Below are 26,414 nucleotides of genomic sequence, written 5' to 3'. Positions count from 1 at the left end.
CCATGTCCGCCATTCCCTCCTACACCGAGCTCACCCGCGAGGTCTCCCGCAACCTGACCCCCCTGCGCACGCACAACGCCGACGTCATGGAGGGCTTCGGCGCCCTGAGCAAGGCCGCGCTCGCACCGGGGGCGCTCGACGAGAAGACCAAGGAACTGATCGCCATGGCGATCGGCGTGGCCAACCGCTGCGACGCCTGCCTGGGTTTCCACGCCAAGGCGCTGGTGCGGCTGGGCGCGACACCGGAGGAGTTCCGGGAAATGCTCGGCGTCGCCGTCTACATGGGTGGCGGCCCTTCGCTGATGTACGCCGCCAACGCGATGGCCGCGTACGAGGAGTTCAGCAAGGCTCCGTAACGCCTTCGCACGCCGGGGCGGGCTTCACCACACCAGGTCGTCCGGCACCTTGAACTGCGCGTAGTAGGCGTCGTCGGCCGAGTCGGGCGCCGCGTCGGCCTCCGCGCCCTGGCCATGGTCGAGCACGATCATGTTCGGGTCGCGCTCGCGCACCTTGTCCGCGGCCACGCGCGGCAGCAGTTCGAAGCGGTCGTCGATGCGCACGATCACCAGCGCGCCGGCCGACAGCTTCCTGCGCTGGTCGTCGTCGACCCGAACGCTGCGGATGGCGCCATCCACGGTGAAGCGGTACTCGCCCTCGCCCGCGCGCGGCACCTTGCGGTCCTCGACGATCTGCCGCGCCTGCGCACGCAGTTCCGCCGCCCGTGCCTGCGCCTTGCGCGCGGCGGCGAGGGCTCGATCACGCTCGGCCTTCTCGGCGCGCGCGCGCTCGGCCTCGCGCTGGATCTCGCCCGGCTCCACGGGGCCCTTGCCATGCCGGGCGCGGACCTGTTCGCGCGCAACCTCGGCCACCTTGGATTTCTTGACCAGGCCGGCCTTGAGCAGCTGTTCCTGGAGCGGATTGGGCTTGGCCATGTCGTGCCTGTCTGCGCGCGGGATCGACGGTCATCATACCGCCGCCCCTCGCGCGCACCGCGGGCGCGAGGTTCCGGGCCCCAAGGCCGGCCGCGGGGTTCGGCGCCAGCCAGCGACAGCGGTCCAGCGGACCACGCGGCAGCGCCGCCCGATGCAGGTTTGCGTATCGCGCCATTCCATTTCGCGAGCCGCGCGGCACGCGCCGCGGAGCGTTGGCGACGCCATGCCAGTATTGTGCGGCGCCAATGCGCACACGGGAGGAGTGGATGGACGATCGACTGCGGCGGATGCGCATCGCCATGCTGGCGGTGGTGGCGGTGATGGCCATGCCGGGGGCGGCGCAGCCGGCGCCGCGCGAGGCGGACGCCGACGCGCTGGCCACCGCGCTGGTGGCGCGGATGACGCTCGAGGAAAAACTGCCGCAGCTGCTCAACACCGCGCCGGCGATCCCGCGCCTGGACGTGCCGGCCTACAACTGGTGGACCGAATCGCTGCACGGCGCGCTTGGCACCCTGCCGACCACCAATTTCCCCGAACCGATCGGCCTGGCCGCCAGCTTCGACGAGGACCTGGTGCAGCGCGTGGCCGCGGTGATCGCGACCGAGGTGCGCGGCCTGCACGCGCTGGCGCGGCAAACCGGGCGCACCGGGCGCATCGGCACCGGCCTCAACACCTGGTCGCCGAACCTCAACATCTTCCGCGACCCGCGCTGGGGCCGCGGCCAGGAAACCTACGGCGAGGACCCGTTCCTGACCGCGCGGATCGGCGTGGCCTACGTCCGCGGCATGCAGGGCGACCACCCGCAGTGGCTGGACGTGGTCGCCACGCCCAAGCACTACGCCGTGCACAGCGGCCCGGAGTCCACCCGCCACCAGGCCAACGTCTACGTCTCCCGCCGCGACCTGGAGGACACCTACCTGCCCGCGTTCCGCGCCGCGGTGGTCGAGGGCGGCGCCGGCTCGGTGATGTGCGCCTACAACCGGGTCGACGGCCAGCCGGCCTGCGCCAGCGACCTGCTGCTGCGCGACACCCTGCGCGACGCGTGGGGCTTCGACGGCTACGTGGTCTCCGACTGCGACGCGGTCACCGACATCCGCGCCCACCACCGCTACGCACCGGATGCGGCCAGCGCGGTGGCCGCGGCGCTGCGCGCCGGGGTCGACAACGAATGCACCGGCGCCACCCTCACCGACACCGCCGGGCTGACCGAACCTTACCGCGAGGCACTGGAACGCGGACTGGTCTCGATGGCCGACATCGACCGCGCGCTGGTGCGGCTGTTCAGCGCGCGCTTCCGCACCGGCGACCTGGCCGGGCTGCGGCCGCTGTCCACCGCCAGCGCCTCGCCGGCCGACGTCGGCGCGCCCGCACATGCGCCGGTGGCGCTGGAAGCAGCCGAGAAGAGCCTGGTGCTGCTGAAGAACGACGGCCTGCTGCCGCTGCGCGGCGCGCCGCGGATCGCGGTGGTGGGCCCGCTCGGCGACGCCACCCGCGTGCTGCGCGGCAACTACTCCTCGCCACAGTCGGCGCCGCCGGTCTCGGTGCTCGAGGGCCTGCGCCGCGCGATCCCGGATGCGAAGATCGAATACGTTCCGTTCGGCGAGACCTACACCGACGGTGATCCGATCCCGAGCAGCGCGCTGCGTACGCCCGACGGCGAACCCGGTCTGCTGGCGCGCTACTTCAATGCCGCCGCGGTGCCGCCGGCGCGCTTCGCCCCCGGCGAACTCGACGCGTGGATCGCGCGCACCGGCTTCGAAACACAACCCGTGGTCACCCGGGTGGAGCGGGACGTCAACTCGCGCAGCCTCGACCTGGCCCAGGTGCGCGACGTGCACCGGGTGGAATGGAGCGGCTACCTGGTGCCGCCGGAAACGGGCACCTACCGCCTGGGCCTGGGCGGCTTCAACGGCGAGCTGCGCCTGGACGGCCAGCCGTTCGTGGACCTGCGCAAGGCCTCGTGGAACAGCCTGCCCACGCTGAAGACCGTGCACTTGGAAGGCGGCCGCCGCTATCCGATCCAGGTCACCACCGAGGCACGCATCCTCACCGGCATCGGCCTGCTGTGGAAGCGCGTCTCCGAAACCCCGGAAGCGGACCTGCGCGCCGCCGCGGCCGACGCCGACGTGCTGGTCGCGGCGGTCGGCCTGACTTCGGACCTGGAGGCGGAGGAAGCGCCGGTGGAAGTGCCCGGCTTCAAGGGCGGCGACAAGACTTCGCTGGACCTGCTCGCCGACCAGCAGGCGCTGCTGGAGGCCGCGCGCGCCACCGGCAAGCCGCTGGTGGTGGTGGTGATGAACGGCAGCCCGGTCAACCTGGCCTGGGCGCGCGAGCACGCCAACGCGATCATCGAAGCCTGGTATCCCGGCCAGGCCGGCGGCCTGGCGGTCGGGAACGTGATCGCCGGCCGCGCCAATCCGTCCGGACGCCTGCCGCTCACCTTCTATCGCTCGGTGGATGAGCTGCCGCCGTTCGGGGACTACGACATGCGCGGCCGCACCTACCGCTATTTCGAAGGCACGCCGGTGTATCCGTTCGGCCACGGCCTGAGCTACACCCGCTTCGAGTACGCGCCGCTGCAGCTGCGGCCGGCGAAGGGTGGCAGCAGCGAAGGCCTGCGCGTGAGTACCGAGGTGCGCAACAGCGGCGATCGCGCCGGCGACGAAGTGGTGCAGCTGTACCTGCAGTTTCCCGACATCGAGGGCGTGCCGAACATCGCCCTGCGCGGCTTCCAGCGCGTGCCGCTGGCGCCGGGCGAGCGGCGCCGGATCGAGTTCGATCTGGACCCGCGCGCGCTCAGCGCGGTCAACGCCGAGGGCCAACGCCAGGTGATGCCGGGCGATTACCGGATCTGGGTCGGCGGCGGGCAACCGGCCACGCTGGCGGCCGGACAGGGCGCACCGTTCCGGATCGACCGGCTGCGCGCGGTGGAACGCTGAGGCCGCGCCTGCCCCGGCCCGGGCAGGCTTGAAACACCCGGGGAATGTGAAGATAGTTGCGCGACCGGGCGCAATCGGGTGGTTCTCGATGGCAGCAGATGCAGTATCCGTCTTCGTGGTGGATGACGACGTGCAGTTCCGGGAGGGCCTGTCGCGCCTGCTGCGTTCCTACGGCTGGCGCGTGGATGCATACGGGTCCGCCGATGACTTCCTGCGCCAGGCACCGGAACATGCCGTGGGCTGCGTGCTGCTGGACATCTGCATGCCGGGCATGGACGGCACGGCCCTGCACGACCGCCTGAACGGTTTCGACTGTCCGCTTTCGGTCATCTACTTGACCGGCCATTCGAGCGTTCCCCTCAGCGTGCGTGCGATGAAGCATGGCGCCTACGACTTCCTCGAAAAGCCGGTTTCCGAACACGTGTTGTTGGCGGCGATCGCAGGCGCCACGGCGCAATCCGTCGCCCGCAGCGCCGTGCTGGCGCGCAGCAGGGAGATCCACGAGCGCCTAGGGGCGCTGACCCCGCGCGAGCGTGAGGTGTTGTCGCAGGTCGTCGCCGGGCATATGAACAAGCAGATCGCCGACCGCCTGGCGATCGCCCTGAAGACAGTGAAGGTGCACCGCAGCCGGGTGATGTCGAAGATGCGCGTGCGCTCGGTCGCCCAGCTCGTGGCACTGTGCGACGAAGCGGGGGTGGGGGCCTGATCCGGAACGGACGAATGCCGGCTCCGGGCGCAGGAGGGTCCGCCGGCCGGGCGTGCCTGCCCGGTGTGTGGGCGCCGCCGTCCGGCCGCGGGCACCGCTGGACCGGACAGGGCGGGCCGGGGACGTGAACTGGGTCGGCACGCTCTGGCCCATGATCAGCGCGGCCAGCCTCACCCTTGCCCTGGTCTACTGGCTGGCGCGGGTGCGCGGACCGGCGCGCCTGTCCCACCTGCTGATCGCGGTGGCGGCCGCTTCCGTCGCCGCGGTCGGCCTGCTGGAACTGGCCGCCATGAACACGCAGCATCCGGCCGACTACGCGCGGATGGTCCGCTGGGCCCACGTGCCGGTCGCGACCAGCGCGATCTGCGTGGTCGGGTTCGTGTTCCACCACTATGGCGTGGGCAGTCCGCTGCTGGCCGCGCTCGCCGTCGCCACCCGCGCCGCCTGCCTGCTGCCCAACTTCTTTTCCGGCGCAAACCTCAACTATTCGACCATCGAGTCGATCCGTCCGGTCCTGTTCCTCGGCGCACGGGTCAGCATCCCGGATGTCGCCACGCCCAATCCCTGGATGCTGCTCGGCAGTGCCAACGCGCTGCTGGTGGCCATGTTCATCGGCCACGCCATCTTCCAGCTCTCCACGCGCCGTCGCTCGCCGGAGAGGACGCGCGCGATCGCGACCTGCACGGCAATCCTCGCCTTCGCCGCCGCCTCCGGCACCTGGACCTGGCTGGTGGTCCATGGCCGCATCGATGCGCCGATGCTGTTCGCACCCATGTTCCTCGGCGTCCTGCTGGCGATGGCATATACCCTGGCCGGCGGCTTCGGCTCCGCCGGCCGGCTCGCGCACAGCCTGGAATTCGCGCTGGGACGCCGGCGCGCCGCCCGGCGCCACATGCTGCAGGCGATGGATGCCGCGCGCGTGGGCTTCTGGAGCTTCGACGGTGATTCGGGCCGGGTCCGGCTTTCGCACCACGCCTGCACGCTGTTCGGCATCCCGCCGCAGGACGCGCTGGCTGGCGAAGCGCTGCTCGCGCGACTGCCGCGCCGCGACCGGCCCCTGCTGGCCGCTGCCGCAACACGGGAGCGCGGCGAGCTGCACTGCGAGTTCCGGGTGAGGCTGGGCGAGGGTCGCCATCGCTGGCTGGCCGCCCATGGCCGCCGCGCTCCGGGCGAAACGGATCGCCGTCTCGAGGGCGTGCTGGTCGACATCACCGACCGGAAGGAAGCCGAATCCCGGTTCCGCCGCGTGGTCGAGGCCGCCTCCGCTCCGCACCTGGTGGTCGCGCCGAGCGGCCGGGTGGCTTTCGCCAACCGCGCGGCTGCCGGCCTGTTCGGACACCGGCTCGATGCACTGGCCGGGATGGATGTCCGCCAACTGATCCGGCCTGAAGGTGATTCCGGTACGACGCCCGGCGCGCGCCAGTATGGCTGGCTGCCATCGGCCGCGATCGGCAGCAGCGTCGCGGTGTCCGGACTGCGCAAGGACGGCGCCGCGCTGGTTCCGCTGGTAGCGTTGTTCAATCCCATTCCCTTCCAGTCCGACCTGTTCCTGCTGGTCTCCCTGCGCGACCTGCGCGGAAATTACGGGGGAGGCGAGGCTACCCTGCAGCATGACGACGCCGCGCACCTGTCGCGGGTATCGATGGTGGAAACCCTGTCCGGCTCGCTCGCCCACGAACTCAACCAGCCGCTGGCCGCGATCCTGGCCAACGCCCAGGCCGCGCGGCGCTTCCTCGATGGCCCGGTGCCCGACCTCGACGAGGTCCGCGCCAGCCTGGCCGCGATCGCCGAGAGCGACGTCCGCGCCGCCGAAATCATCAAGCGCATGCGCGCATTGCTGCGCAAGGACACCTCGGAATTCGCCCCCTTCGACGTGGGCGCGGCGATCGGCGAGGTGGCAGGCATGCTGCGGGGCGACCTGCTGATCCGCGAGGTCGATTTGCAGCTCGACCTGCACGAGCCGCTCCCGCCGGCCTGGGGAGACCCGATCCAGATCCAGCAGGTAGTGCTGAACCTGGTGATGAACGCCTGCGACGCGATGCGGCAGCGGCCGCCGCCGCGACACGTGACCGTGCGGGCGACCGGCGAGGACGACGCCATCCGCGTGACGGTGGAAGACCGCGGCTCGGGTGTCGGCGCCGGCGACCTGGAGCGGATCTTCGAGCCGTTCCACACCAGCAAGCGGGAAGGGCTGGGACTGGGGCTGTCGGTGTGCCGGACGATCCTCCTCGCCCACCAGGGCGAGATCTGGGCCGAGAGCGAAGGGGCCGGCAGGGGCGCCGCGGTCAGCTTCCGCCTGCCCACGGCGCAACGGCTGCAGGCGCAGCAGACGGACGCCGCGGTCGCCGCCGACGCGACGCGGGCGCGCGCCCCCGGCCAGGCCCTGCCCGGGCAGGGCTAGCAGCCGCGGCGGCCACCGCGTCGCCGTACCGCGGCCGGCTTCCGCCGGCCTGCACTCCGACCGGCTGCGCCGCTCAGGGCAGCAGCGGCACGTTCAGGGCCTGCTCGTAGCGCACGATCGCGCGGATCTTGCTTTCCAGCTGCAGGTAGGCCACTGCCTTGGACGCCGGCACGGCACGCTTGAGCTTGCGGTAGGTGTGGCCGAGCAGGTCGGTTTCGTCCTTCTCGATGGCCAGGGCCTGCTCCGCGAGCTGCGCCGCGCGAGCGTCGTCGAGGGCGTCCTCGTTCCAGGCTTTGGCGTAGGCCAGCACGTTGTCCAGGCGACGCTTGTTGAGCGCAGCGAGTGCCTGCTGGTGCTCCTCGAAAACCGGCCAGAACCGCTCGGCCTGGCCCTCGTCGAGCTGCAGCTGCGCATCGACGAAGGCACGCTTGTCCTCGGCCGTCTGCGCCTGCAGCAGGCGCATCCCCGCGTACAGCGGCTCGACGTCCGGACTGGGCTGGGCGGCCGGGCTGGCCAGGGCATTGGACGAGATCGCCAGGGCGACCAGCAGTACTGGGAGGCTCTTCTTCATGCGTGGATTCCTGTTGGGGACGGTGTGTCGGGCGCCTCATCGGCCCCGCGAGCGGGCTTGGCACGCGGTACCGACGCCGGCAGACGGCTTCCTTCGTCGCGTGTCGGCCGCGCCGATTTAACCCGGATCCGGTGGTGGCGACAGTTGCCCCTAGGGGCAATGTCCCGATCCGCGTTCCGGTCGTAGGGTAGGTGCTCCGAGGCACCTGCCGGATCCGCCCCCCCTTGTTCAGGTGGCGCATCCCGTCCTGGATGGAGGCAGCACATGTCGCAATGGAAACTCCCGCTGGTCATGGTCATGGCCGTGATCGCAGCACCGGTCGGCGCCCAAGCGCAGAAGCCCAGTGCCTATCCGGCCAAGGGCCAGTCCGCCGAACAGCAAGGTACCGATGACACCCAGTGCCTGGCCTGGGCGAAGCAGACCACTGGAATCGATCCGGCGGCGCCGCCGCCACCCCCGCCGCAACCGGCGCCGCAGGGCGAGCGCCTGCGCGGCGCCGCGCGCGGCGCTGCCGGAGGCGCGGTGATCGGCGAGCTGGTCGATGGCGATTCGAGCAAGGGTGCCGGAATCGGGGCCACGGCGGGCGTGCTCGCCGGCGGTGCCCGCGCGCGCCACCACCAGGCCGCGCAGGCCCAGCAGGCGCAGGCCGCCCAGCAGCAGCATGGCTCGGCCTACTACCAGGCCTACTCGGCGTGCATGCAGGGCCGCGGCTACACCGTCGGCTGACACGGCCGGCAGGCCCGGCTTTTCACGTGGCGAAGGGGAACACGGGCTTCCCGCCTGCCGCCATCCGCCCCGGCCAACGCGTCGTTGCCGTCGACCGCCATTATCAGGAGGACCCATGAACGCCGCATTCCCACGACTGAAGTACCGCAGCCTCGCCACGGCTATTGGCGCCCTGCTGCTGTCCGCACCGGCCTGGGCGCAGGAGTCCCTGCCGTTCCCGGACAAGCCCTCCGGCAGCAAGGCCGGCCCGACCATCGCCCAGTCCAGCTACAGCCCGCTGCCGGCGCAGTCGCGCCTGCCGGCCAATGCGCCCAACATCGTGGTGATCATGCTCGATGACGTCGGGCCGGCGCTGCCGGGCACCTTCGGCGGCGTCATCGACACGCCCACGCTCAGCCGCCTGGCCAGCGAGGGCGTGTCGTACAACCGCTTCCACAACGCGGCGATGTGCTCGCCCACGCGCGCGGCCTTGCTCACCGGCCGCAACCACCACCGGGTGGGCAACGGCCAGATCGCCGAACTGGCCAACGACTGGGACGGCTACACCGGCCGCATCCCGCGCACCTCGGCCACCGCGGCCAAGGTGCTCGGCTACTACGGCTACGCCACCGCCGCGTTCGGCAAGTGGCACAACACGCCCGCCAACGAAACCACCGCGGTCGGCCCCTACACCAACTGGCCGGCCGGTGAAGGCATCGGCTTCGACTACTTCTACGGCTTCCTTGCCGGCGAGTCCTCGCAGTGGGAACCGGCGGTGGTGGAGAACACCGTGCGCATCGATCCCTCGCACGGCAAGGAGGGCTACCACTTCACCGAGGACATGACCGACAAGGCCGTCTCGTGGATGAAGCAGGTGCACGCGCTGAGCCCTGACCGGCCGTTCTTCATGTACTGGGCGCCAGGCGCCGCGCACGGGCCGCACCACATCTTCAACGAGTGGGCGGACCGCTACGCCGGCAGGTTCGACGGCGGCTGGGACCAGATGCGTGAGGAGATCTACGCGCGGCAGAAGAAGCTGGGCTGGATCCCGAAGGACACCGAACTGACCCCGCGGCCGGACACCCTCGCCGCCTGGGCCGACATCCCCGAGGACGAAAAGCCGTTCCAGCGGCGGCTGATGGAAGTGTTCGCCGGCTACACCGCGCATGCCGATGCGCAGGCCGGCCGCATCATCGACGCGCTGGAGGAAATGGGCGTCCGCGACAACACCCTGGTCTTCTACGTCTGGGGCGACAACGGCTCCAGCGCCGAAGGCCAGAACGGCACGATCAGCGAACTGCTGGCGCAGAACGGCATCGCCACCGAGATCAAGGACCACATCCGGGTGATGAACGAGCTGGGCGGCATGGAGGTGCTCGGCTCGCCCAAGGCGGACAACATGTACCACGCCGGCTGGGCCTGGGCCGGCTCCACGCCGCACCGCTCGACCAAGCTGGTGGCCGCGCACTTCGGCGGCACCCGCACGCCGCTGGTGGTTTCGTGGCCGCAGAAGATCAAGCCGGACAAGGCGCCGCGTTCGCAGTTCCACCACGTCAACGACATCGTGCCCACGATCTACGACGTGCTCGACATCACCCCGCCCAGGCTGGTGGATGGCATCAGCCAGGATCCGCTGGACGGCGTGAGCCTGGCCTACACCTTCGACTCGGCCAAGGCACCGGGGCGCAAGAAGAGCCAGTACTTCGAGATCATGGGCAGCCGCGCCTACTACCAGGACGACTGGATCGCCTCGGTATTCGGCCCGCGCATCCCGTGGAAGGCGGGCCTGGATCCGGCCATCTTCAAGTGGTCGCCGGACCAGGACACCTGGGAACTGCACGACCTGCGCAGCGACTACTCGCAAGCCAGGGACGTGGCCGCCGCGCACCCGGACCAGGTCGAGTCGCTGAAGGCGGGCTTCGCCCGGGATGCCCAGGACAACAAGGTCTGGCCGGTAGGCGGCGGCCTCTGGTCGGTCGTGTTCCATCCGGAGGATGCGCCCTCCAACCCGGCGACCTCGTTCCAGTACACCCAGGAGGTGGTCGGCGTGCCGGAGTTCGCCGCCCCCAAGGTCGGCGCACGCAGCAACCTCGTGACCATCGAGACCGAACTGAAGCCCGATTCGCAGGGCGTGCTCTACGCCCTGGGCGCGTTCTCGGGCGGCGTGGCGCTTTGGATCGACCAGGGCAAGCTCAACTATGAGTACAACCTGTTCGAGATCGAACGGACGCGCCTGGCGTCGAGTGCGCCGCTGCCGACCGGCAAGGCCAGGATCGAGGTGGAAAGCCGCAAGGCCGGGACCGGCCACGCCGCACCGATGGACGTGGAGATCCGGGTCAACGGCAAGACGGTCGCGCAGGGCCAGGTGCCGCGCTCGGCGCCTCTGGCCTTCACCGCCAACGACGCCTTCGACGTGGGGCGCGACAGCTACTCGCCGGTGGCGCTGGACTACTTCGACCGCAAGCCGTTCGCGTTCAACGGCAAGATCGACCGCCTCGACGTCCAGTACGTCCAGTGAGTGGCCGGCGGTCGCCGCGGGAACCACGGCGGGGGCGCGGCGCCCCCGCCTACGCGTACCGGGTGGCCCGACCTTGCCAGGGAGAAAATGCATGAGCGACCTGTGGCCGGGCGAGCGCGTCAACCGGGGCTTCGCCCGCTGGGTCCTGTCGGGCGTGCAGCTGCTGCTGATGGCACTGGTCGCGCTGGGCTTGCTGGACCTGTTCTACCTGCTGGTCCGCGGCGTCTCCGGCAAGCTCGCGTCGATCCACTCGGTCGGCGACCTGCAGCATGCGATGCAGCACGGCTTCGCCGGGATCCTGCTGATCCTGATCGGGCTGGAACTGATCGAAACCGTGCGGGTCTACCTGCACGACCAGCACGTGCGCCTGGAAACGGTACTGGCCGTCGCGGTGATCGCGGTCGGCCGGCACATCCTGGAGATCGACCTGCAGGCGACCGGAGGCATGACCCTCATCGGCATCGCCGCGCTCACCCTCGCCCTGGCGATCGGATATTTCCTCGCCCGCTGGCGCCCGCCCGGCACCGGGGCCGGGCCGCTCCCCGCACACGACACGGAGGAAACACCATGAACCATGCAATCGCCACATCACGCATCGTCCTCGCGGTTGCCGCGATGGGCGGATGCGCCGGGGCATCCGCCGCCGAATCCGGCGACTGGCAATGGATGGTGGAACCGTACGCGTGGGCGGCCAGCATCGGCACCGACCTGCGCACCTACCAGCCGCCTACCGATGCCAACACCGATTCCTCGTTCTCGGACATCGTCGACAAGCTCGACGGCGTGTTCATGGGGCGGGTGGAAGGCCGCAACGAACGCTTCGGCGTGTTCGCCGACTTCATCTACCTGGGCCTGGCCGACAGCCAGCAGCGCCGGGTGATGCATACCAGCACCGACCTGGACACCCGGCTGTTCGACGCGGCCTTCTCGGTGCGCGTGGGCGGCGAGCGCGATACCGGGCTGGACGTGTACGGCGGCATCCGCTACATCGACGTCGACCTGACCACCCGCTTCGTCCCCGACAACCCGGCCTTCGCCCCGCGCACGCTCGATGCGGGCAGGAGCTATACCGACTTCCTGCTGGGCGCGCGCTACACCTGGCCACTGTCCGACCGCTGGACGCTGACGCTGCGCGGCGACGGCTCCACCGGTGACACCGACGGCACCTGGAGCGCCTCGGCCATGGGCGGCTACCGCACCGGCAACGGCGCATGGCTGTTCGGCTACCGCTACCTGGAGGCGGAGTTCGGCAATGCCAACAGCGACGTCACCCTGGACCTCGGCGGCCCCGTGGTCGGCTACGGCTTCAGGTTCTGACGCAGAGGTGACCCGATGAAAGCAGCAAATACAGGATTGAAGCTGGTCATGCTGGCGATGCTGGGCACGGCGTTGTCCGCCTGCTCCCGCGAGCCGGCCGGGCCCGCCAGCGGCGAGGCGCCCCAAGGCCCCGCTCCCGCCGCCGCTCCCGCGGCCGCCGCGGCCGCCACCGACGCGGCGACGGACAAGACCCCGGGCTTCAACTTCCGGATCCCCGACAAGGTCATGACGCCCGACACGGTCGAAACCCGGCTCGGGACGCTGCAGTTCTTCGACGGCATGCCGGATGCGGCCACGGTCGAGAAGGTGTACGACAACCTCGACCTGATGCGCGGCGTGGAGACGTTCCTCAACGGCATCCCGGCCAGCTCGATCGAAGGCCTGCGCCTGGCCCACGTAGAGCAGGGGCTGACCGCGTCGCACCAGGCGCTGATCTTCGACGACCTGCTGGACTCGGCGCCGCTGATGCTCACAGGCAATACCGACACGGTCTATTGCTCGGTGTTCCTGGACCTGCAGAAGGACGGGCCGACGGTGGTGGAGATCCCGGCCGGTTCGGGTCCGGGCACCGTCAACGACGCCTACTTCCGCTTCGTCACCGACATGGGCGCGCCGGGGCCGGACCGCGGCAAGGGCGGCAAGTACCTGGTCCTGCCGCCGGACTACACCGGCGAGCTCGATCCGCCGGTGGGCGGCATGGAAGCGGTCGTGGACGGCGAGAAGTACTTCGTCTCCCGCTCCACCAGCTACGCGAACTGGCTGATCCTGCGCGGCTTCCTGGTGGACGGCAAGCCGGATGCCGCCTCGGCGATGTTCCGCAGCGGCCTGAAGGTGTACCCGCTGTCGATGAAGGCCACCCCGCCGGCGATGGAGTTCCGCAACGGTTCCCGGCAGTTCTTCAACACCATCCACGCCAACAACTTCGACTTCTACGAGGAACTGCACACGGTGATCGAGCGCGAGCCCGTGTCGACCTTCGACCCCGAGCTGCGTGGCACCTTCGCCGCCATCGGGATCGAGAAGGGCAAGCCGTTCGCGCCGGACGCGCGGATGAAGAAGATCCTCACCGAAGCGGTGGCCATCGGCAACGCCACCGCGCGCGCGATCAGCTTCCGTCCGCGTGATCCGGATTCTCCGATCAATCCCGGCAGCGCGTGGCGGCACGCGTTCCTCGGCGGCGACTACCAGTGGCTGGCGAACGAAGGGCGCGGCGGCCGCAACCTGGACGCGCGCACCCTGTTCTTCTACCAGGCCACGGTCAACACCCCGGCGATGACGAAGAAGATGGTGGGCGCCGGCTCGCAGTACGCGTACGCGGTGACGGATAAGGACGGCAACTACCTCGATGGTGCCAAGACCTACAAGCTGAACGTCCCGGCCAACGTCCCGGCCAAGGATTTCTGGTCGGTGGTGGTCTACGACCCGCAGACCCGCTCGCAGCTGCAGACGGGGCAGACCTTCCCGAGCAAGAACAACAGGCGCGATGCGCTGGTGGTCAACGCCGACGGTTCGGTGGACCTGTATTTCGGCCCGACCGCGCCGGCCGGCAAGGAGGCCAACTGGATCCAGACCGTGCCCGGCAAGGCCTGGTACACCCTGTTCCGGCTGTACGGCCCGCTGGAGCCGTGGTTCGACCGCAGCTGGCGGCTCGGGGAGTTCGAGCAGGTCGGCTGACCCGGGCGGCGCGGGTCGCCGCGCTTGCGTGCCGCCTGCCTCGTGACAGGCGGCCGCGCCCTCCCGGTGCGCCTACCGCGCCTCCACCCGGAACGGGATGTTGGCGTAGGCGGCGTGGTCGTGGCCGTCGCGCACTTCCACGAACAAGCGGTAGTTGCCGACCTTGGCCGGTGCGGTGAAATGCAGGCGGCCGTCGGCGTCGATGCGCGCATGCAGGTCCACCTGCGCGGGCACCGCCTCCGGGTCGCCGCCGATGGTGGTGGCGGTGCTTTCCTCCAGCGCGTACCAGCGCCATTGCAGCGCGTCGCCCTCGGCATCGCGCGCTGGCGCCGTCGCCTCGTGCACGCCGCCCGGGGCCAGCACCACGCTGTCGGTGGCCAGGCGGCCGTCGATCCGCGTCGGTTCGATCGACGGCGCACGGTTGGCCGGCCACTGACCGGTCCACAGCTGCTGCATCGCATCCACCGCCGGCGTCGATTCGCCGGTGGGCAGGAACAGTCCATACCAGGTCGGTGTGCGCTCCTGCTTGTTGCCCCACAGGAACACGTACGAGCCCAGGCCCTGGCGCGTGTCGGCAGCGATGGTGTCGCGATAGCGCTGCTGCAGCAGCTGCGCCTTGCGCGAAGCGTCGTCCTCCACCGGCGCGCCCCAGGAGGTCAGCGGGCTTTCCCAGTGCCCGGTCGGGCCCCATTCGGTGACGATGTACGGCCCGGTCCAGTCGGCGGCCTTGAGCTTGGCCGGCAGCTCGCCGATGTCGCCGTACAGCTGCACGCCGATCAGGTCCAGCGACGGCGCGCGCGCCTTGATCCGGTCGATCAGTTCGCGATCGAAGCCGGCCAGCGGCGTCACCACCGGATGGTTGGGATCCTCGGCGTGGATCATGTCGGCGATCTGGCCGACCGCATCCCAGACCTTCGGGTTGCTGTATTCCAGGTTCAGTTCGTTGCCGACCAGCCACATCAGCACCGCGGGGTGGTCCTTGTACAGGCGCACCTCCTCGCGCAGCGCGGCCAGCTGCGCGGCCACCGCCTGTTCGTCGTCGTAGTCGAAGCCGTGGCGCTCCTTGCCCACCGCCAGGCCCATCGCCACGGTCAGGCCATTGCGCTGCGCACGGTCGAGCATCGCCCGCACCTTGGCCGCGTCGGTGCCGGTGCTCCAGGTGCGGAACGAATTGCCGCCGCGCGCGGCCAGCTGCTCCAGGTCGCCGCTGGCCGAACCGGCCCCGCGTACATGGTAGGGCTGGCCGTCGACGGTCATGCGGTAGCCATCGGCGCCCTGGACGATGCGCACCTGCGAAGGGCCCTCCGTGTTGGAAGCGCCCTGCGCCCTGGCGGCCTCCTGCGCCCCGGCCGCGGACGCCAGGCTCGATCCCAGTGCCAGCAGGCACGCCATCACTGCACGCATGTTCCCTCCCGGGGAAGTGGTCGAGGGCCGATGGTAGCGGAGTAACCGGACGTGGACGTCGCTTCAGGCCCGCACGTAGCGGTCGAAGTGGGCGACGTAGTCGTCCAGGTGTTCCTCCAGCATCGCCCGGTACTGGGCCGTGAAGTAGTCGAGCGCCTCGGCCTTGTCGGCAACGAGTCCCTCGGCGCTGCGGTGCGCGGCAGCGGTGGTGAACGCGTTGAAGCGGGCGGCCGCGTACAGCGTGGAGGCGCTGACGTCGCCGCGCGGCTGGCCCTGGCCGACCTGCCGGTTGGCCAGGGCGATGACCGCGTCGGCCCGGTCGAAGAACGCCTGCGGGATGTCGGACCTGGCGGGCATGCATGTCTTCCGGGTGCGGGAGGTGCGCGGACTATACCTGCGAACCGCCACGGGTCCGGAGCGCGCTTTCCGCGAAGGCGTGCGTAGCGGCACGCGGGCGTCTGCACGCGCGCACAGTGGGAAAGGGCGCGCAGAAAAAGTGCACCCCGACCCCGGCTCCTCACTCCCAGCCGAGGTCCGGCTCGGGGTGGTAAGCGATGCCCTGCGCGTCCAGGTGCGGGCGCAGCGCGCCCATGCGCTGGACGAAGCCGGCGTAGTCGCGCTGCGCCATCGGCGTCCAGGCCACCTCCGACACCGCCGCCAGGCGCGGCCACAGGCGGTTGTCGGCGGCCGCGTCGTCGTGGACCAGTTCGGTCCACAGCGCCGCCTCCACGCCCACGGCGGTCTCGAACTTCGACGGATCGAAACTGTAGGTGCGCGCGATCGGCACGCCTTCCTTGCGGCACCAGTCGTAGGTCTGCGGCTGGCCGGCGTAGTTGCCGTGGTCCAGGTAGAAGTACGTGCACGGCGACAGGATCAGCGGGTGGCCTTCGGCAACGGCGGGGGCGATGTCGTAGCCGTCGTTCCACAGCTGCAGCAGCATGTCCGGCGAGGTATCGGCAACCGAACCTTCTTCCCACACGATCGGCGTGCGCCCCATCTCCTTCACCATCGCCGCGGCGCGGCCGACAAATTCGCCGTACAGCGGATCCTTGATCTCGTCGCCGCCGATATGGATCTGCTGCGACGGGAACACCGCCAGCACTTCCTCCAGCACGTTGCGGACGAACGGATAGACCACGTCCGGCTTGGACAGGCACAGCACGCTGAAGCCCACTTCCAGGCCGTCGTAGGTGGACAGGTTGTCCTCGTCGTCGCAGGCCAGCTCGTTGTACGAGGCCAGCATCGCCTGCACGTGCCCGGGCATGTCGATCTCCGGCACGATCGTGATCCCGCGCGCCTGCGCATAGGCGACCAGGTGCTCCAGCTGCTCCTGCGTGTACCAGCCGCTGCGCCCGCCCTTGACCGCGCTGGCGCCGCCGATCTCCACCAGCTTCGGATAACGCTTGATCTCCATGCGCCAGCCCTGGTCGTCGCTCAGGTGCAGGTGCAGGCGGTTCATCTTGAACATCGCCATGCGGTCGATGTGCTTTTCCAGGTACTCGACCGGCATGAAGCTGCGCGCCACGTCCAGCGACAGGCCGCGCCACGGATAGGCCGGCGCATCGGCGATGGACAGGTGCGGCAGCCTGTATTCGGGTTGCGCGGTGGGCGGCAGCAGCTGGCGCAGGCTCTGCACCGCATGCAGCAGGCCGATGTCGGTACGCGCGACCAGCGCGACGCCCTCGCCCACCTCCAGCCGGTAGCCTTCCTCGCCCAGCGCGGCGTCGTCCTCCAGCGCGAGGCGCACGCGCACCGGCGCTGCCCCGTCGCGGGCCAGCGCCAGGGTGTCCAGCAGCTCCTCCAGCGCACGCGTGGCCATCGGCGCATCGGCGGGCAACTCGACCGCCACCGCCTTGGCGATGGCCAGTTCGCCGGGACGGGTTTCCACCGACGCCGGCAGCGGCACGATCCGCGCCGGCGGCGCGGCGGCCTCGCCCGTATCCGTGGCGGTGGCGACGCCGGTCGCATCCGGTGATGAGGGACTGCAGGCGGTCGCGGCAACGGACAGGCAGGCCAGCAGGACCTTGGACGCGATCGACAGCTTCATCGTGTGGACATCACCGGGACGAGGACGGAGTGAGGATAGTGGCAGCAGCGCGTTCGCGCACGCCTGGCGCCGCGGCGCGTGCCTGCGTTCGCAGCTATGCCAGGCGCGCAATGCTCAGGGCACCGGCATCGCCCGCTGGTCCCAGCGGATCTGCAGCGCCTGCTTGTCCTTCCACGCGCCGATGTGGATGTGCGGCATGCGCGAGTAGCCGTTGTTGCCGACCCGGGCGATCGCCTGTCCTGCCTTGACCTGCTCGCCTTCCTTCACGGACAGCGACTGGACATGCGCGAGGACCACCCGGGTCCCGTCGGCCGCCTGCAGCACGACCATCGACGCCGGCGGCTTTCCGAGCACGCCGGGGACATTGGTCGTGGCGTTCACGCCGACCTTGAGCACGGTGCAGTCGCACGGCGACAGCACCGGCTGGTCCCAGCCGAACCAGTCCTCGTTGCGGAGGCCGTCGCCGCGGTAGGACTTCATGAAGGCATGGCCGCCTTCGTCGACGAACTGCTGCTGCACGCAGTCCTGGCCCAGGTCGTCGCCCAGGTAAGGCAGCTCGCCCCAGGGGTGTTCGGAGCAGGCATAGGACGCGGCGAACAGCGGATGGGCGAGGAACTGCGCGGGCAGCGGCGCGCTGGCGGCGGCTGCGGCGCGCGCGTCGGCGCTTGCCCCGGTGCGCGCGTCGGCGTGGGCCAGCGGTGCGACGGCCAGCGCCAGAATGCCCGCCGCCAGGCTGCGCAGGCTATGAACGGGGCGCCGCGCCGGTTCCTGGATTGCCGCTCGATCCATGCTGCACCTGCCTGTCCGTCGGGTAGGCCTGCAGTGGAGCCGATGCGTGCAGCACCGCGCATGGCCCGTTGGTCACCCGTGCGCCTGCCGCAGCGGCGGCGCAACGCTTTCCGCAGACACCAATGCGGCGCGCGTTTTTTCCCGACATTTGCCCCTAGAATTCCGCTCCCGCCGCACGCCCGCCGCCCATGCCCCCTGCGTCCCCCTTCCACGAACTGCGCCTGTGGCTCGGCATCGAGCGCAGCACCACCAGCCATGGCGAGAAGTGGATCTCCGGGATCGGCGCGCTGCTGGGCATCGTGGCGGTGTACTGGATCACCCGCGCGGTGTTCCCGCACGGGTTCACCACGACCCCGGGCGGCGCGCTGATGCTCACCTCGATGGGCGCCTCGGCGGTGCTGCTGTTCGCCGTGCCGCTGGGCGCGCTGTCGCAGCCGTGGGCGGTGGTGGCCGGGCACCTGGTCTCGGCGGTGGTCGGGGTGAGCTGCCAGAAGCTGTTCCCGGGGGAAACGTGGACCGCGGCGTTGGCGGTGGGCCTGGCGGTGGGCGCGATGCACTACCTGCGCTGCATCCATCCGCCCGGCGGCGCCACCGCGCTGGCCGCGGTGATCGGCGGCGCCGAGGTGCATGCGCTCGGCTACCACTACCTGGTGGCGCCGGTGGCGATCAACGTGGCGGCGATCGTGCTGGCCGCGCTGGCGTTCAATGCGTTCTTCCCGTGGCGCCGCTATCCGGCGCACATCCACCGCCGCGCCCAGGCCGTGCCTGCCACCGAGCCGGCGCAGCGCCAGTTCGAGCTGACCCAGGAAGACCTGTACGCGGCGATGGAGCAGCTCAACTCCTACGTCGACATCACCTCCGAAAGCCTCACCGAGCTGCTGGAGCTGGCCAAGCAGCACGCCGAACGCAACATCACCCACCCGCGCGAGATCGAGGCCGGCCGCTTCTACAGCAACGGCAAGCTCGGCAACCTGTGGAGCGTGCGCCAGGTGCTGGACAACAGCGCGACCGACCCGGCTTCCGACGGCACCGTCCGCTACCAGGTGCTGGCCGGCGACGGCATGCACCGCAGCGGCCAGTGCAGCGTCGCCGAGTTCCGCCAGTGGGCGCGCTTCGAAGTGCAGCCGCAGGGCAACGGGCGCTGGTTCAAGCGCGAGTAGGCGCACGACGCATCCGCGCCGGGTCTCTCGCACACCCCCGACGATTTCTGCTCGTCGCTGTCTCGGCCACGTCCGGGCTGCACCTCGCACTGCCCTGGCGAGTTTCGGGCTTCTCGTAGAGCGGGGCTTGCCCCGCTGCTCTCGCACCGCCGGTGCGGCGTACCCGGAAGACCGGAAAGCAGCGGGGCAAGCCCCGCTCTACGACGACGTGCCGGGTCTCGCGCGCCGCCATGCCAGGAGGCGGTCGGCGGCGGGGCACGCCAATGCCGGGCGGCCCGGGCCTCAGGACGCGGGGTCGAACATGAACACCCGCAGCTCCTGCGCGCAGCGGCAGGCGCGGGCCAGGCGCGCGGCCCAGGCGATGGCGTCCTCGCGGGTCGGCAGCTCCAGCACGCAGAAGCCGCCATCGAGTTTCGGCCCGGACGGATAGCCGCCTTCGGCCACGCTTCCATCGGCGGAGACGAGCACCGGCGGCACGCCTTCGTCGATGCCGCCGCCGAACACATACACGCCGGCGGCCTTCGCGTCCTCGATCACCGCATGCGAGTCGTCGCTCGCTGCCGCCAGTTCGGCTTCGGTCACGACCATCGCCGCGCTCGGGAAAGAGATCAGGTACTTGGCCATGCGGTCCTCGTGGCGGATTCGGATTCGGATTCGGTTTCGGGTGCGGGTGCGGGTGGCGGATCGGGCGGCTGGTCGCGTGCGCGCCGACGGCCATCGCTCCCCGACGTCGGTCGTCGCGCCAAGGGTATTCGAGCACACCTGGACGCGCCGCGCCGTGGCGCCCGGCGGGCGCAGCGGTAAGTTCGCATCCGCAAAAGAACGAAGGCACCGCGAACGGTGCCTTCGTTGCCTTGCCTGGAAGGCGACGATCGGCTCAGCGGCCGTCGCCGTCGGCGTCGCCCGGCAGCACGCGCTCGACGCTGTGCCACGCGTCGCGGGTGGCGTGCCTGGCCTTGTCCCAGCCCAGGCGCGAGTTGCCCCTGGCCTTTTCCCAGCCCTGGCCCAGCTCGCTCTCCAGGCGGTCGTCCCACTGGCGGTCGGCATAGCGCGCACGCGCCTGGGTGCCGTAGCGGTACGCCGGGCGGTAGTCGTCGAACGGCGCATCGCCGTCGCGGTAGTCGACCTTGTCGAACTGGCCGGCGTAGTAGCGGTCGGTGGCGTCATAGGCGCGATGGGTGCGGTCGCTGCGGTCCCAGGCATCGCGCACCGCGTCGCGGGCGTGGTCCCATTCCAGCTTCGACTCGCCGCGCACCTGGCCCCAGCCGGCGCCCAGCTCCCGCTCCAGCGAATCGTCCCAGGTGCGGCCCGGCAGGCGGTTGCGCGCGTCCACGCCGTAGCCGTAGGCCGGCGCGTAGTCGTTCTCGTAGTCGAAGCGGGCATCGTGGTACGGACGCGAGGTGTGGCTCTCGCGCCAGAATTCGACCTCGCCGGTCGGATCGATGCGCTCGGCCACGCCCTTGCCGGCCGCCGCGCCCACCAGGGTGCCGATGCCTCCGCCGATCAGCATGCCCAGCGGGCCGCCCAGTGCACCGACCATCGCACCGGCAGCGGCGCCGCCGAGGCCGCCGACGCCGACGCCGACCGGGTGCGAGCCGGGGGTGCCGCTGATGGGGTCGCGGTTGAGGTCGCGGGTCTCGTTGTGTTCGATGTTGTCGCGCTTGTCCATGTCGTGCGTTTCCCTGTTCGAGTTGGCGGTGTGGATTGCGAGCGGCGTGCGCCGGTCGCCCTGCGGTGCAGGTGCGGCCAACTTGCGCGGCGCGGCGTGAGCCACGCGTCACACCACGGGTGATGGTTGTCGTGGAGCGCGCGGCGTTCAGCGCGGCGTGGGGTTCGCGGAGGGTGCGTGCAGGCGCCGACGCGCGCGCAATGCATGGATGAACGGGTCAGGGATGCGCGTGATGAGCCGGTGCCGGATGAATCACTCAGCTTGCGGTACGAGGCCGCGCCGGCGTCAGCCCAGGTCCATCGAGAAGTACTTCGCTTCCCAGGCCAAGCCTTCTCGCGCGTAGAAGCGGTGCGCATTGGCGCGCTGGACGCCCGACACCAGCCGCAAGTGCCGGCAACCCTGCGCACGGGCGTGCTCGGCGATCCACGCCAGCAAGGTCCGGCCATGGCCACGCGAGCGCTCGGCCGGCGCGGTGACCAGGTCTTCGACTTCCAGGTAGCGCCCGCTGTGCAGCCACTCGCCGATGCGTATGCCGGCCAGCGCGCGTAGGCCGTCCTCTTCCAGCGCCACCAGCCGGTAACCGGTGGTGGCCATCAGCCGCCTGACCGTGGCCAGGTAGTCTTCGCGCGCCAGCTGCGGGCGCAGCACCGACATCAGTTCGAAGCTGCGGTCGATGGCGGTGTCGTCGTCCAGAAATGCGATGTCCACGGTTCGTCCCTGGAGTGTCGGGGCGAAAGCATCGCCGGCGATGCCGCCGGCTTCAATGGCCTGCGCGGGCATGCGGTGCTGCTTGGACGTTCCGGTCGACGAACCACCGGCGCACGCCCGGCAGGAACATCATCAGGCCCGCGACGATGCGCACCGAGGTCGCCGCCGTTTCCAGCGTCATCTCCCAGCCGAATTCCTCCCAGGCCATGCCCGGCCAGAACAGGAACGCGACCCAGACCGGCGTGAACCCGATCAGCCACCCGCGCGCAAAGCGGCTGCGGTGCAGCACGCGATGGCTGATGAACGCGGTGACCAGCGCCATGAGCACGAGCGTCACCGCGACGCTGGCCAGCGGGTAGGGGCGCACCTGTGCATCCAGCTCCGGATCCGGTGCCAGCAGCATCGCGGCTGCCGACGGCAGCGTCAGCAGGAACGAGGCCACATACAGGCCGATCGCGATCCGCACCAGGCGACCGCGCGAGGCGTCCTCGCGCGGGACCGCGGCGGCCGTGGGCGGCGGCGCATAGGGATCGTGCATGCAGTCCTCGCTCCGAAGCGGTGTTGGACGGGACGCTGCCGCGACTTCAGCGGTCCCGCGCCTGCTCAGCTCTTTGCGTTGCACCCCAGCAGGCGCGTGCTGGTCGGGAAGTCGATGTTGACCGCGCGGCTGGACAGCGCGGTCGCGCCGAGCAGGCGTGCCACCGAGGCCGCGGCCGCGCCCGGGTCGGAACATTCGGAGGGGACGTACGCCACCGTGTACAGGTCCTCGAACACCACCGCCGGTGCGGCCGCGCTGTCGGCCGGATCGAGCCGGTACACGCGGATCATCACCGTGAGTTCCGGGTTGATCCAGGTCGCGGCGGTCCTGCCCATCGCATTGGGCGCCGAGGCGGCCTCCTCGCATTTCATCTCGTCCTTGCCCACCTGCTGGCAGGAGGTGCCCTGCGCGCCGACGATCATCTTCGACTTCTCGCCGGCCCGGCCCTCGCGCGCCGACAGCGCGATCCGCGCCACGAACTGCGGCGAGGCGCCGTCCGAGGCGGCCAGCAGCGCGGACTGCGGCAGCACCGTGCGCAGCCCCTCCAGATAGCCCTCGGCGACCTTCGCGCCGGCGCCGGTCCCGCCGTCGTCCACCACCGTCACCGCCACCCCGGCCGTCGCGCCGTCGTCCGCCAGCCGCGCGAACTCGGCGCGCTTGCCGACCGCGCGCTCGTACTGGATGGTGGAGGTGCCGCGCACCGACACCAGCTCCTTCAGCGGATTGGCCTGCGCCGCCGCACCCTGCAGCGACAGCAGCATCCCCGCGACCACGATCACTCCCGTCGTGAATCCCCTCATGGCGTTGCTCCCTGGCATGGCGCGCCCGCGCGCCGGACGTTGCGTCCACCCGTGCCTTGCAACCGTGCCGTGGGACGCGCGCACCGACCTTCCCTCGATGCGCCTGCGGCAGGCGGGGGCAGCGTACCTGCTTCCGGGGATGGCTGCGCGGAACGGGATCCGCGGCCAGGAGCCGGCCGGTCGCGCCGGCTAGCGCACCGGCACCGCTTCGCCGTAGCGCGGCTGCAGCGGCGTGCGACGGAACGGCGGATACGCCGACGGAAGCGCCGGATGCGGGTCCGGCGCAGCGGCGCCGCTCAGGTTCCCAGCAGTTCCACCTCGAACAGCAGCGTCGCGTTCGGCGGGATCACGCCGCCGGCGCCGCGCGCGCCGTAGCCCAGCGTCGACGGGATCACCAGCACGCGGGTGCCGCCGACTTTCATGCCCTGCACGCCCTCGTCCCAGCCCTTGATCACCATGCCCGCGCCCAGCGGGAAGATGAAGGGCTCGTCGCGGTCCTTGCTCGAATCGAACTTGTCGCCGCGCTCGCCATCGCGATAGAGCCAGCCGGTGTAGTGCACGGTGACGTTGCGGCCGGGCGCGGCCTCCGCGCCGGTGCCGACGACGGTGTCCTCGTACTGCAGGCCGGACGCGGTGGTGGTGAAAGCCATGGGCGGATCCTTGGGGCGTTAGGAAAGATGCCGCCAGTCTAGTCGTGCGTGACCGCACGGGCGACCGTGGAACCTGCCGGTGGCTCCACGGCGCGTGGAACCTGCGTTGTAAGGCGGGGTTATCCACAGAACGGAGCTTTTTTCTTCACGCGCCGAGCAAAAAGCTCGGACGTTGGACAAAATTTCATCATCGACCGAGTTCCAGGCTCGGCGGTCGGAGCAAAAAGCTCGGACGTTGGACAAAATTTCACCATCGTCCGAGCTCCGGGCTCGGCGGTCGAAGCAAAAAGCTCCGGCGTCGGACAAAATTTCACCATCGTCCGAGTTCCGGACTCGGCGGTCGGAGCAGAAAGCCCGGACGTCGGACAAATTTTCATCATCGACCGAGCTCCGGACCCGGTGGAACGGTCCTGGCGCCCGGCTCCACTCAGCGCCGCGACAGGCGTCGCGCGTTGGCGACCGCCTTGCGCCGCACCGGCGCCAGGCCGCGGGACAACACGCGCTCCCAGTCCGCCCCGGCCCGCAGCGCCTGCGTGGCCGACCACGGCGTGCCCGACAGGCAGGCCAACAGGAAGCGCTGCTGCGCCAGCACGGCCTCGACCCACATCGCCATCCAGCCCTGGGCGAAGGCGGTCTGCTTCCCCAGCACCATGCCGGTGAATTCGCGGCGGTCGCGGGCCGACGGCGTCGTGCCCACCGCGGCCATCCGCGCCAGCCGGTGCGCGACGACCTGCGGTGCGGCGATGCCCAGGTCGACCAGCTGGCTGGCCGATCCGAGGCGTGGACGGCGCGGGCGGCTCATGGGTGCGTTCCTGCGATGGCGTAGGCCGACCCTAGGCCGCGCGCCGGCGGCACGGCGTGAAGCGCCTGGAAAGTGCGCCCTGACCCGGGCTCCCACGGCTCGGGAAGCGCACTCCGGCCCCTGTTTCCGTCCCGGCGATCGGCCCTCCCGTGCCCGGTCGTGTAATGTCCGGGTCGCGCCCACCCGAGGATCCGCCGATGCACCTGCGTCTTTCCGCGTGCCTGCTGCTCGTACTGGGCCTGTGCACGGGCAGTGCCCATGCCCACTTCGCCGTGGACCTGGATGACACCCACGTGTCACGCCATGGACCGGGCGAGATCAAGAACGCGCCGTGCGGGCGCCCGGACAGCGAGCGCGGCGAGACGGTGCACACGTACGCGCCGGGCCAGACGATCGACGTGTCGTGGATCGAGTACGTCGGCCACCCCGGCTACTACCGCATCGCCTTCGACAACGACGGCCACGACGACTTCCGCAATCCGGCGACCATCGCGCCCGCGGGCCGCGCCTGCGCGGTGGGCGAGCCGAACTGCGGCGACGGCGACTTCTACAACAACGCCACCGTCCTGATCGACGACTACGGCCGCCACGACGACACCCCGAGCGGCAAGCGCTATTCGGCCCAGGTCAAACTGCCGGACGTGGAATGCGAGAACTGCACCCTGCAGATCATCCAGTTGATGACCGAGCAGTCCAAGTCGCCCTACGACCCGTCCGCCGAGGACGCCGACGACATCTATTACCAGTGCATCGACCTGAGGCTGCAGGCCAAGCGATAAGGCGGCCGCGAAGGGGTCAGGTTGCGTTCCAGCGACGGTGCATGTGCTCCGGGTCGCCAGGCGCACTACCTGAAGACGTCAGAGGCCGCCCTGGCGCTTCTCGGCCTTGTCGCGTGCGTCGGGGTTGGACAGCTTTCGCGGATCGGCGTCTTCGCGCTTGGGCGGCGGCGCCTTCTCCTGCTGCGACTTCTTCATGCTGTCGGGGGTCTGGGGGGTTCCCATCCTGGTTCTCCTGCGATGGATCGCAGGACAGGCTGCTCCGGCGGGAGTCATGCGCGCGTGTACGCCCCCAGCGCCCGCACCGGGGCATTCACCCACCCGCATCCCTGTTTCCGTCTACGGCTGCCCGGAGATCACGCCCCTGATCCAGTCGGCGTAATGCCCCAGGCGCACGTTGCACGTCACCTGGTCATAGCGGCCGTACCTGGCCGTGAGCATGTGGCCGTCGATCACTTTCCAGGACGCCAACCCGGACAACAGCCACTGGTCTTCGACCTGCACCAGCGTGGGTCCACCACTGTCGCCGTTGCCAAGCGCGCCCTCGAGCGGCAAGGCCGACGACGGCCCGTCGAACCGGTAGCAGAACCAGCGATCGTCCACGCGGCTGATCTCGTTGTAGGCACGACGAAGCTCCGTCCGGCTGGGCGCGCCGAGCCGGTAACCGGCAGCCCCGTTGCCGGTCGCACCTTTGCCGATGAGTTTGACGATCTCGCCTGGCTGCACCCCCTCTTCGTAGATGGCGGCAGGGGTGACGTCGGTGACCGGCCTGGCCAGCTTGACCAGCGCGATGTCGTCGGACGACGAGACGAACGACACCATCGCGCCTGACTCACCCGTGGCCGCCGCCTGGTGGATCAGTTCCTGCGGCAGCGTCCTGTAGCCCTCATGGATGACGACGCGCTCGACCCGCCGCGACTTCCCGTTGATGCCGACCTTCCGGAGCTTGCCGCGCCGCGGCAGCGTATGGGCCGCGGTGATGACCCACTGCGGCGCGACCAGCACGCCGTGCCCCGACTTGGGCATGTCGACCAGCGCAGGGAACTCCGACGATGGAACCCGGTATTCCGCGTCATCGACGTCATGCCGGATGACGATGGCGTCGGCCGTGGCAGGCAGCGCGAGAAGAAGCGCGGGCAGAAGAAGGCGGATCACATGTGATTCCAGTAAGGGGCCGACTCCCGACATCCTGACCCGGCGTACCGGTTATACAAGAGGCGGGCAGATTGAGCCCCAGCGCAGATGCACGCAATCCCGAACCGCAGAGGGCACTGAGAAGGAGTGAACCTGACCGCGTTTCGCCGACAC

General features: G+C 70.3%; 26 protein-coding genes. 11 read left to right on the top strand and 15 right to left on the bottom strand.

The features are described from left to right. The first annotated feature begins 2 nt into the window (after positions 1-2). Positions 3-356 (top strand): carboxymuconolactone decarboxylase family protein, encoded by a 354-nt coding sequence (locus ABKA19_RS04135; protein ID WP_353687781.1) that lies wholly within the window; start codon positions 3-5, stop codon positions 354-356. A 24-nt stretch (positions 357-380) separates the two neighbouring features. Here the strand turns inward: ABKA19_RS04135 and ABKA19_RS04130 are convergent, their stop codons facing one another. Continuing rightward, entirely contained in the window at positions 381-932 is a 552-nt protein-coding gene (locus tag ABKA19_RS04130; protein ID WP_353687780.1) for a DUF2058 domain-containing protein, read from the bottom strand. 266 nt (positions 933-1,198) lie between these two features. On the opposite strand from ABKA19_RS04130, the gene ABKA19_RS04125 reads away from it, so the two are divergent. The 3 genes from ABKA19_RS04125 (at position 1,199) to ABKA19_RS04115 (ending at position 6,978) form a co-directional block, all read left to right on the top strand. Then, on the top strand, positions 1,199-3,871 hold the full coding sequence (locus tag ABKA19_RS04125) for a glycoside hydrolase family 3 C-terminal domain-containing protein (RefSeq protein WP_353687779.1): 2,673 nt from the start codon (positions 1,199-1,201) through the stop codon (positions 3,869-3,871). 88 nt (positions 3,872-3,959) lie between these two features. Continuing rightward, a complete protein-coding gene (locus ABKA19_RS04120) occupies positions 3,960-4,577 on the top strand; it encodes a response regulator transcription factor (RefSeq protein ID WP_353687778.1) in 618 nt (205 codons plus the stop codon). 151 nt (positions 4,578-4,728) lie between these two features. Continuing rightward, positions 4,729-6,978 carry a sensor histidine kinase gene (locus tag ABKA19_RS04115; protein WP_353687777.1) on the top strand — a complete coding sequence of 750 codons (2,250 nt, stop codon included), beginning with the start codon at positions 4,729-4,731 and terminating at the stop codon, positions 6,976-6,978. Between the two features lie 73 nt (positions 6,979-7,051). Here ABKA19_RS04115 and ABKA19_RS04110 read toward each other — a convergent pair whose 3' ends face one another. Next, a complete protein-coding gene (locus tag ABKA19_RS04110) occupies positions 7,052-7,549 on the bottom strand; it encodes a hypothetical protein (RefSeq protein ID WP_353687776.1) in 498 nt (165 codons plus the stop codon). 264 nt (positions 7,550-7,813) lie between these two features. Between ABKA19_RS04110 and ABKA19_RS04105 the strand changes: the two genes are divergently transcribed. From ABKA19_RS04105 to ABKA19_RS04085, 5 genes are all read left to right on the top strand, one after another. After that, positions 7,814-8,275, top strand: coding sequence for a YMGG-like glycine zipper-containing protein (locus ABKA19_RS04105; protein WP_353687775.1), 462 nt, complete (start codon positions 7,814-7,816; stop codon positions 8,273-8,275). 115 nt (positions 8,276-8,390) lie between these two features. After that, positions 8,391-10,772, top strand: a complete 2,382-nt coding sequence (locus ABKA19_RS04100; protein ID WP_353687774.1) for an arylsulfatase — start codon at positions 8,391-8,393, stop codon at positions 10,770-10,772. Between the two features lie 91 nt (positions 10,773-10,863). Beyond that, a complete protein-coding gene (locus ABKA19_RS04095) occupies positions 10,864-11,343 on the top strand; it encodes a phosphate-starvation-inducible PsiE family protein (RefSeq protein WP_353687773.1) in 480 nt (159 codons plus the stop codon). After that, entirely contained in the window at positions 11,340-12,089 is a 750-nt protein-coding gene (locus tag ABKA19_RS04090; RefSeq protein ID WP_353687772.1) for a hypothetical protein, read from the top strand. The genes ABKA19_RS04095 and ABKA19_RS04090 overlap by 4 nt, the downstream gene beginning before the upstream one ends. 15 nt (positions 12,090-12,104) lie before the next feature. Next, entirely contained in the window at positions 12,105-13,763 is a 1,659-nt protein-coding gene (locus ABKA19_RS04085) for a DUF1254 domain-containing protein (RefSeq protein ID WP_353687771.1), read from the top strand. A 72-nt stretch (positions 13,764-13,835) separates the two neighbouring features. On the opposite strand, the gene ABKA19_RS04080 is transcribed toward ABKA19_RS04085, so the two are convergent. The 4 genes from ABKA19_RS04080 to ABKA19_RS04065 all read right to left on the bottom strand — a co-directional run bounded on the left by ABKA19_RS04080 (position 13,836) and on the right by ABKA19_RS04065 (position 18,003). Continuing rightward, positions 13,836-15,167, bottom strand: coding sequence for a glycoside hydrolase family 2 TIM barrel-domain containing protein (locus ABKA19_RS04080; RefSeq protein WP_353687770.1), 1,332 nt, complete (start codon positions 15,165-15,167; stop codon positions 13,836-13,838). 63 nt (positions 15,168-15,230) lie between these two features. Beyond that, on the bottom strand, positions 15,231-15,524 hold the full coding sequence (locus tag ABKA19_RS04075; RefSeq protein WP_353687769.1) for a DUF3144 domain-containing protein: 294 nt from the start codon (positions 15,522-15,524) through the stop codon (positions 15,231-15,233). 160 nt (positions 15,525-15,684) lie between these two features. Next, positions 15,685-17,214, bottom strand: a complete 1,530-nt coding sequence (locus tag ABKA19_RS04070; protein ID WP_353687768.1) for a beta-N-acetylhexosaminidase — start codon at positions 17,212-17,214, stop codon at positions 15,685-15,687. A gap of 114 nt (positions 17,215-17,328) precedes the next feature. Then, positions 17,329-18,003, bottom strand: a complete 675-nt coding sequence (locus ABKA19_RS04065) for a M23 family metallopeptidase (protein WP_353687767.1) — start codon at positions 18,001-18,003, stop codon at positions 17,329-17,331. 188 nt (positions 18,004-18,191) lie between these two features. Here ABKA19_RS04065 and ABKA19_RS04060 point away from each other — a divergent pair, with 188 nt between their 5' ends. Then, positions 18,192-19,163, top strand: coding sequence for an HPP family protein (locus tag ABKA19_RS04060; protein WP_353687766.1), 972 nt, complete (start codon positions 18,192-18,194; stop codon positions 19,161-19,163). Positions 19,164-19,445: 282 nt separating this feature from the next. Here ABKA19_RS04060 and ABKA19_RS04055 read toward each other — a convergent pair whose 3' ends face one another. The 7 genes from ABKA19_RS04055 to ABKA19_RS04025 all read right to left on the bottom strand — a co-directional run bounded on the left by ABKA19_RS04055 (position 19,446) and on the right by ABKA19_RS04025 (position 24,330). Beyond that, positions 19,446-19,787, bottom strand: coding sequence for a YciI family protein (locus ABKA19_RS04055; protein ID WP_353687765.1), 342 nt, complete (start codon positions 19,785-19,787; stop codon positions 19,446-19,448). Positions 19,788-20,040: 253 nt separating this feature from the next. Then, the gene (locus ABKA19_RS04050; protein ID WP_353687764.1) at positions 20,041-20,832 is read right to left on the bottom strand and encodes a hypothetical protein; all 792 of its coding nucleotides are present in this window, start codon (positions 20,830-20,832) and stop codon (positions 20,041-20,043) included. A gap of 285 nt (positions 20,833-21,117) precedes the next feature. Further along, on the bottom strand, positions 21,118-21,612 hold the full coding sequence (locus ABKA19_RS04045; RefSeq protein ID WP_353687763.1) for a GNAT family N-acetyltransferase: 495 nt from the start codon (positions 21,610-21,612) through the stop codon (positions 21,118-21,120). Further along, positions 21,593-22,078, bottom strand: coding sequence for a hypothetical protein (locus tag ABKA19_RS04040; protein ID WP_353687762.1), 486 nt, complete (start codon positions 22,076-22,078; stop codon positions 21,593-21,595). Before ABKA19_RS04040 ends, ABKA19_RS04045 begins: the two co-directional genes overlap by 20 nt. A gap of 65 nt (positions 22,079-22,143) precedes the next feature. Beyond that, positions 22,144-22,878, bottom strand: coding sequence for a hypothetical protein (locus ABKA19_RS04035; protein WP_353687761.1), 735 nt, complete (start codon positions 22,876-22,878; stop codon positions 22,144-22,146). Between the two features lie 296 nt (positions 22,879-23,174). Beyond that, a complete protein-coding gene (locus ABKA19_RS04030) occupies positions 23,175-23,528 on the bottom strand; it encodes an FKBP-type peptidyl-prolyl cis-trans isomerase (protein ID WP_162378119.1) in 354 nt (117 codons plus the stop codon). A gap of 427 nt (positions 23,529-23,955) precedes the next feature. Continuing rightward, a complete protein-coding gene (locus ABKA19_RS04025; RefSeq protein WP_353687760.1) occupies positions 23,956-24,330 on the bottom strand; it encodes a polyhydroxyalkanoate granule-associated phasin in 375 nt (124 codons plus the stop codon). Positions 24,331-24,527: 197 nt separating this feature from the next. On the opposite strand from ABKA19_RS04025, the gene ABKA19_RS04020 reads away from it, so the two are divergent. Beyond that, positions 24,528-25,109: an SCE4755 family polysaccharide monooxygenase-like protein gene (locus tag ABKA19_RS04020; protein WP_353687759.1), complete on the top strand. Its 582-nt coding sequence runs from the start codon at positions 24,528-24,530 to the stop codon at positions 25,107-25,109. Between the two features lie 78 nt (positions 25,110-25,187). Here the strand turns inward: ABKA19_RS04020 and ABKA19_RS04015 are convergent, their stop codons facing one another. Then, positions 25,188-25,331, bottom strand: coding sequence for a hypothetical protein (locus tag ABKA19_RS04015; protein ID WP_353687758.1), 144 nt, complete (start codon positions 25,329-25,331; stop codon positions 25,188-25,190). Positions 25,332-25,445: 114 nt separating this feature from the next. Further along, positions 25,446-26,261 (bottom strand): S1 family peptidase, encoded by an 816-nt coding sequence (locus ABKA19_RS04010; RefSeq protein WP_353687757.1) that lies wholly within the window; start codon positions 26,259-26,261, stop codon positions 25,446-25,448. Positions 26,262-26,414 lie beyond the last annotated feature (153 nt).

The organism is Pseudoxanthomonas sp. Soil82, assembly GCF_040446535.1.
Classification (GTDB): domain Bacteria; phylum Pseudomonadota; class Gammaproteobacteria; order Xanthomonadales; family Xanthomonadaceae; genus Pseudoxanthomonas; species Pseudoxanthomonas kaohsiungensis.
This window is presented reverse-complemented; position numbering and strand designations above follow the sequence as displayed.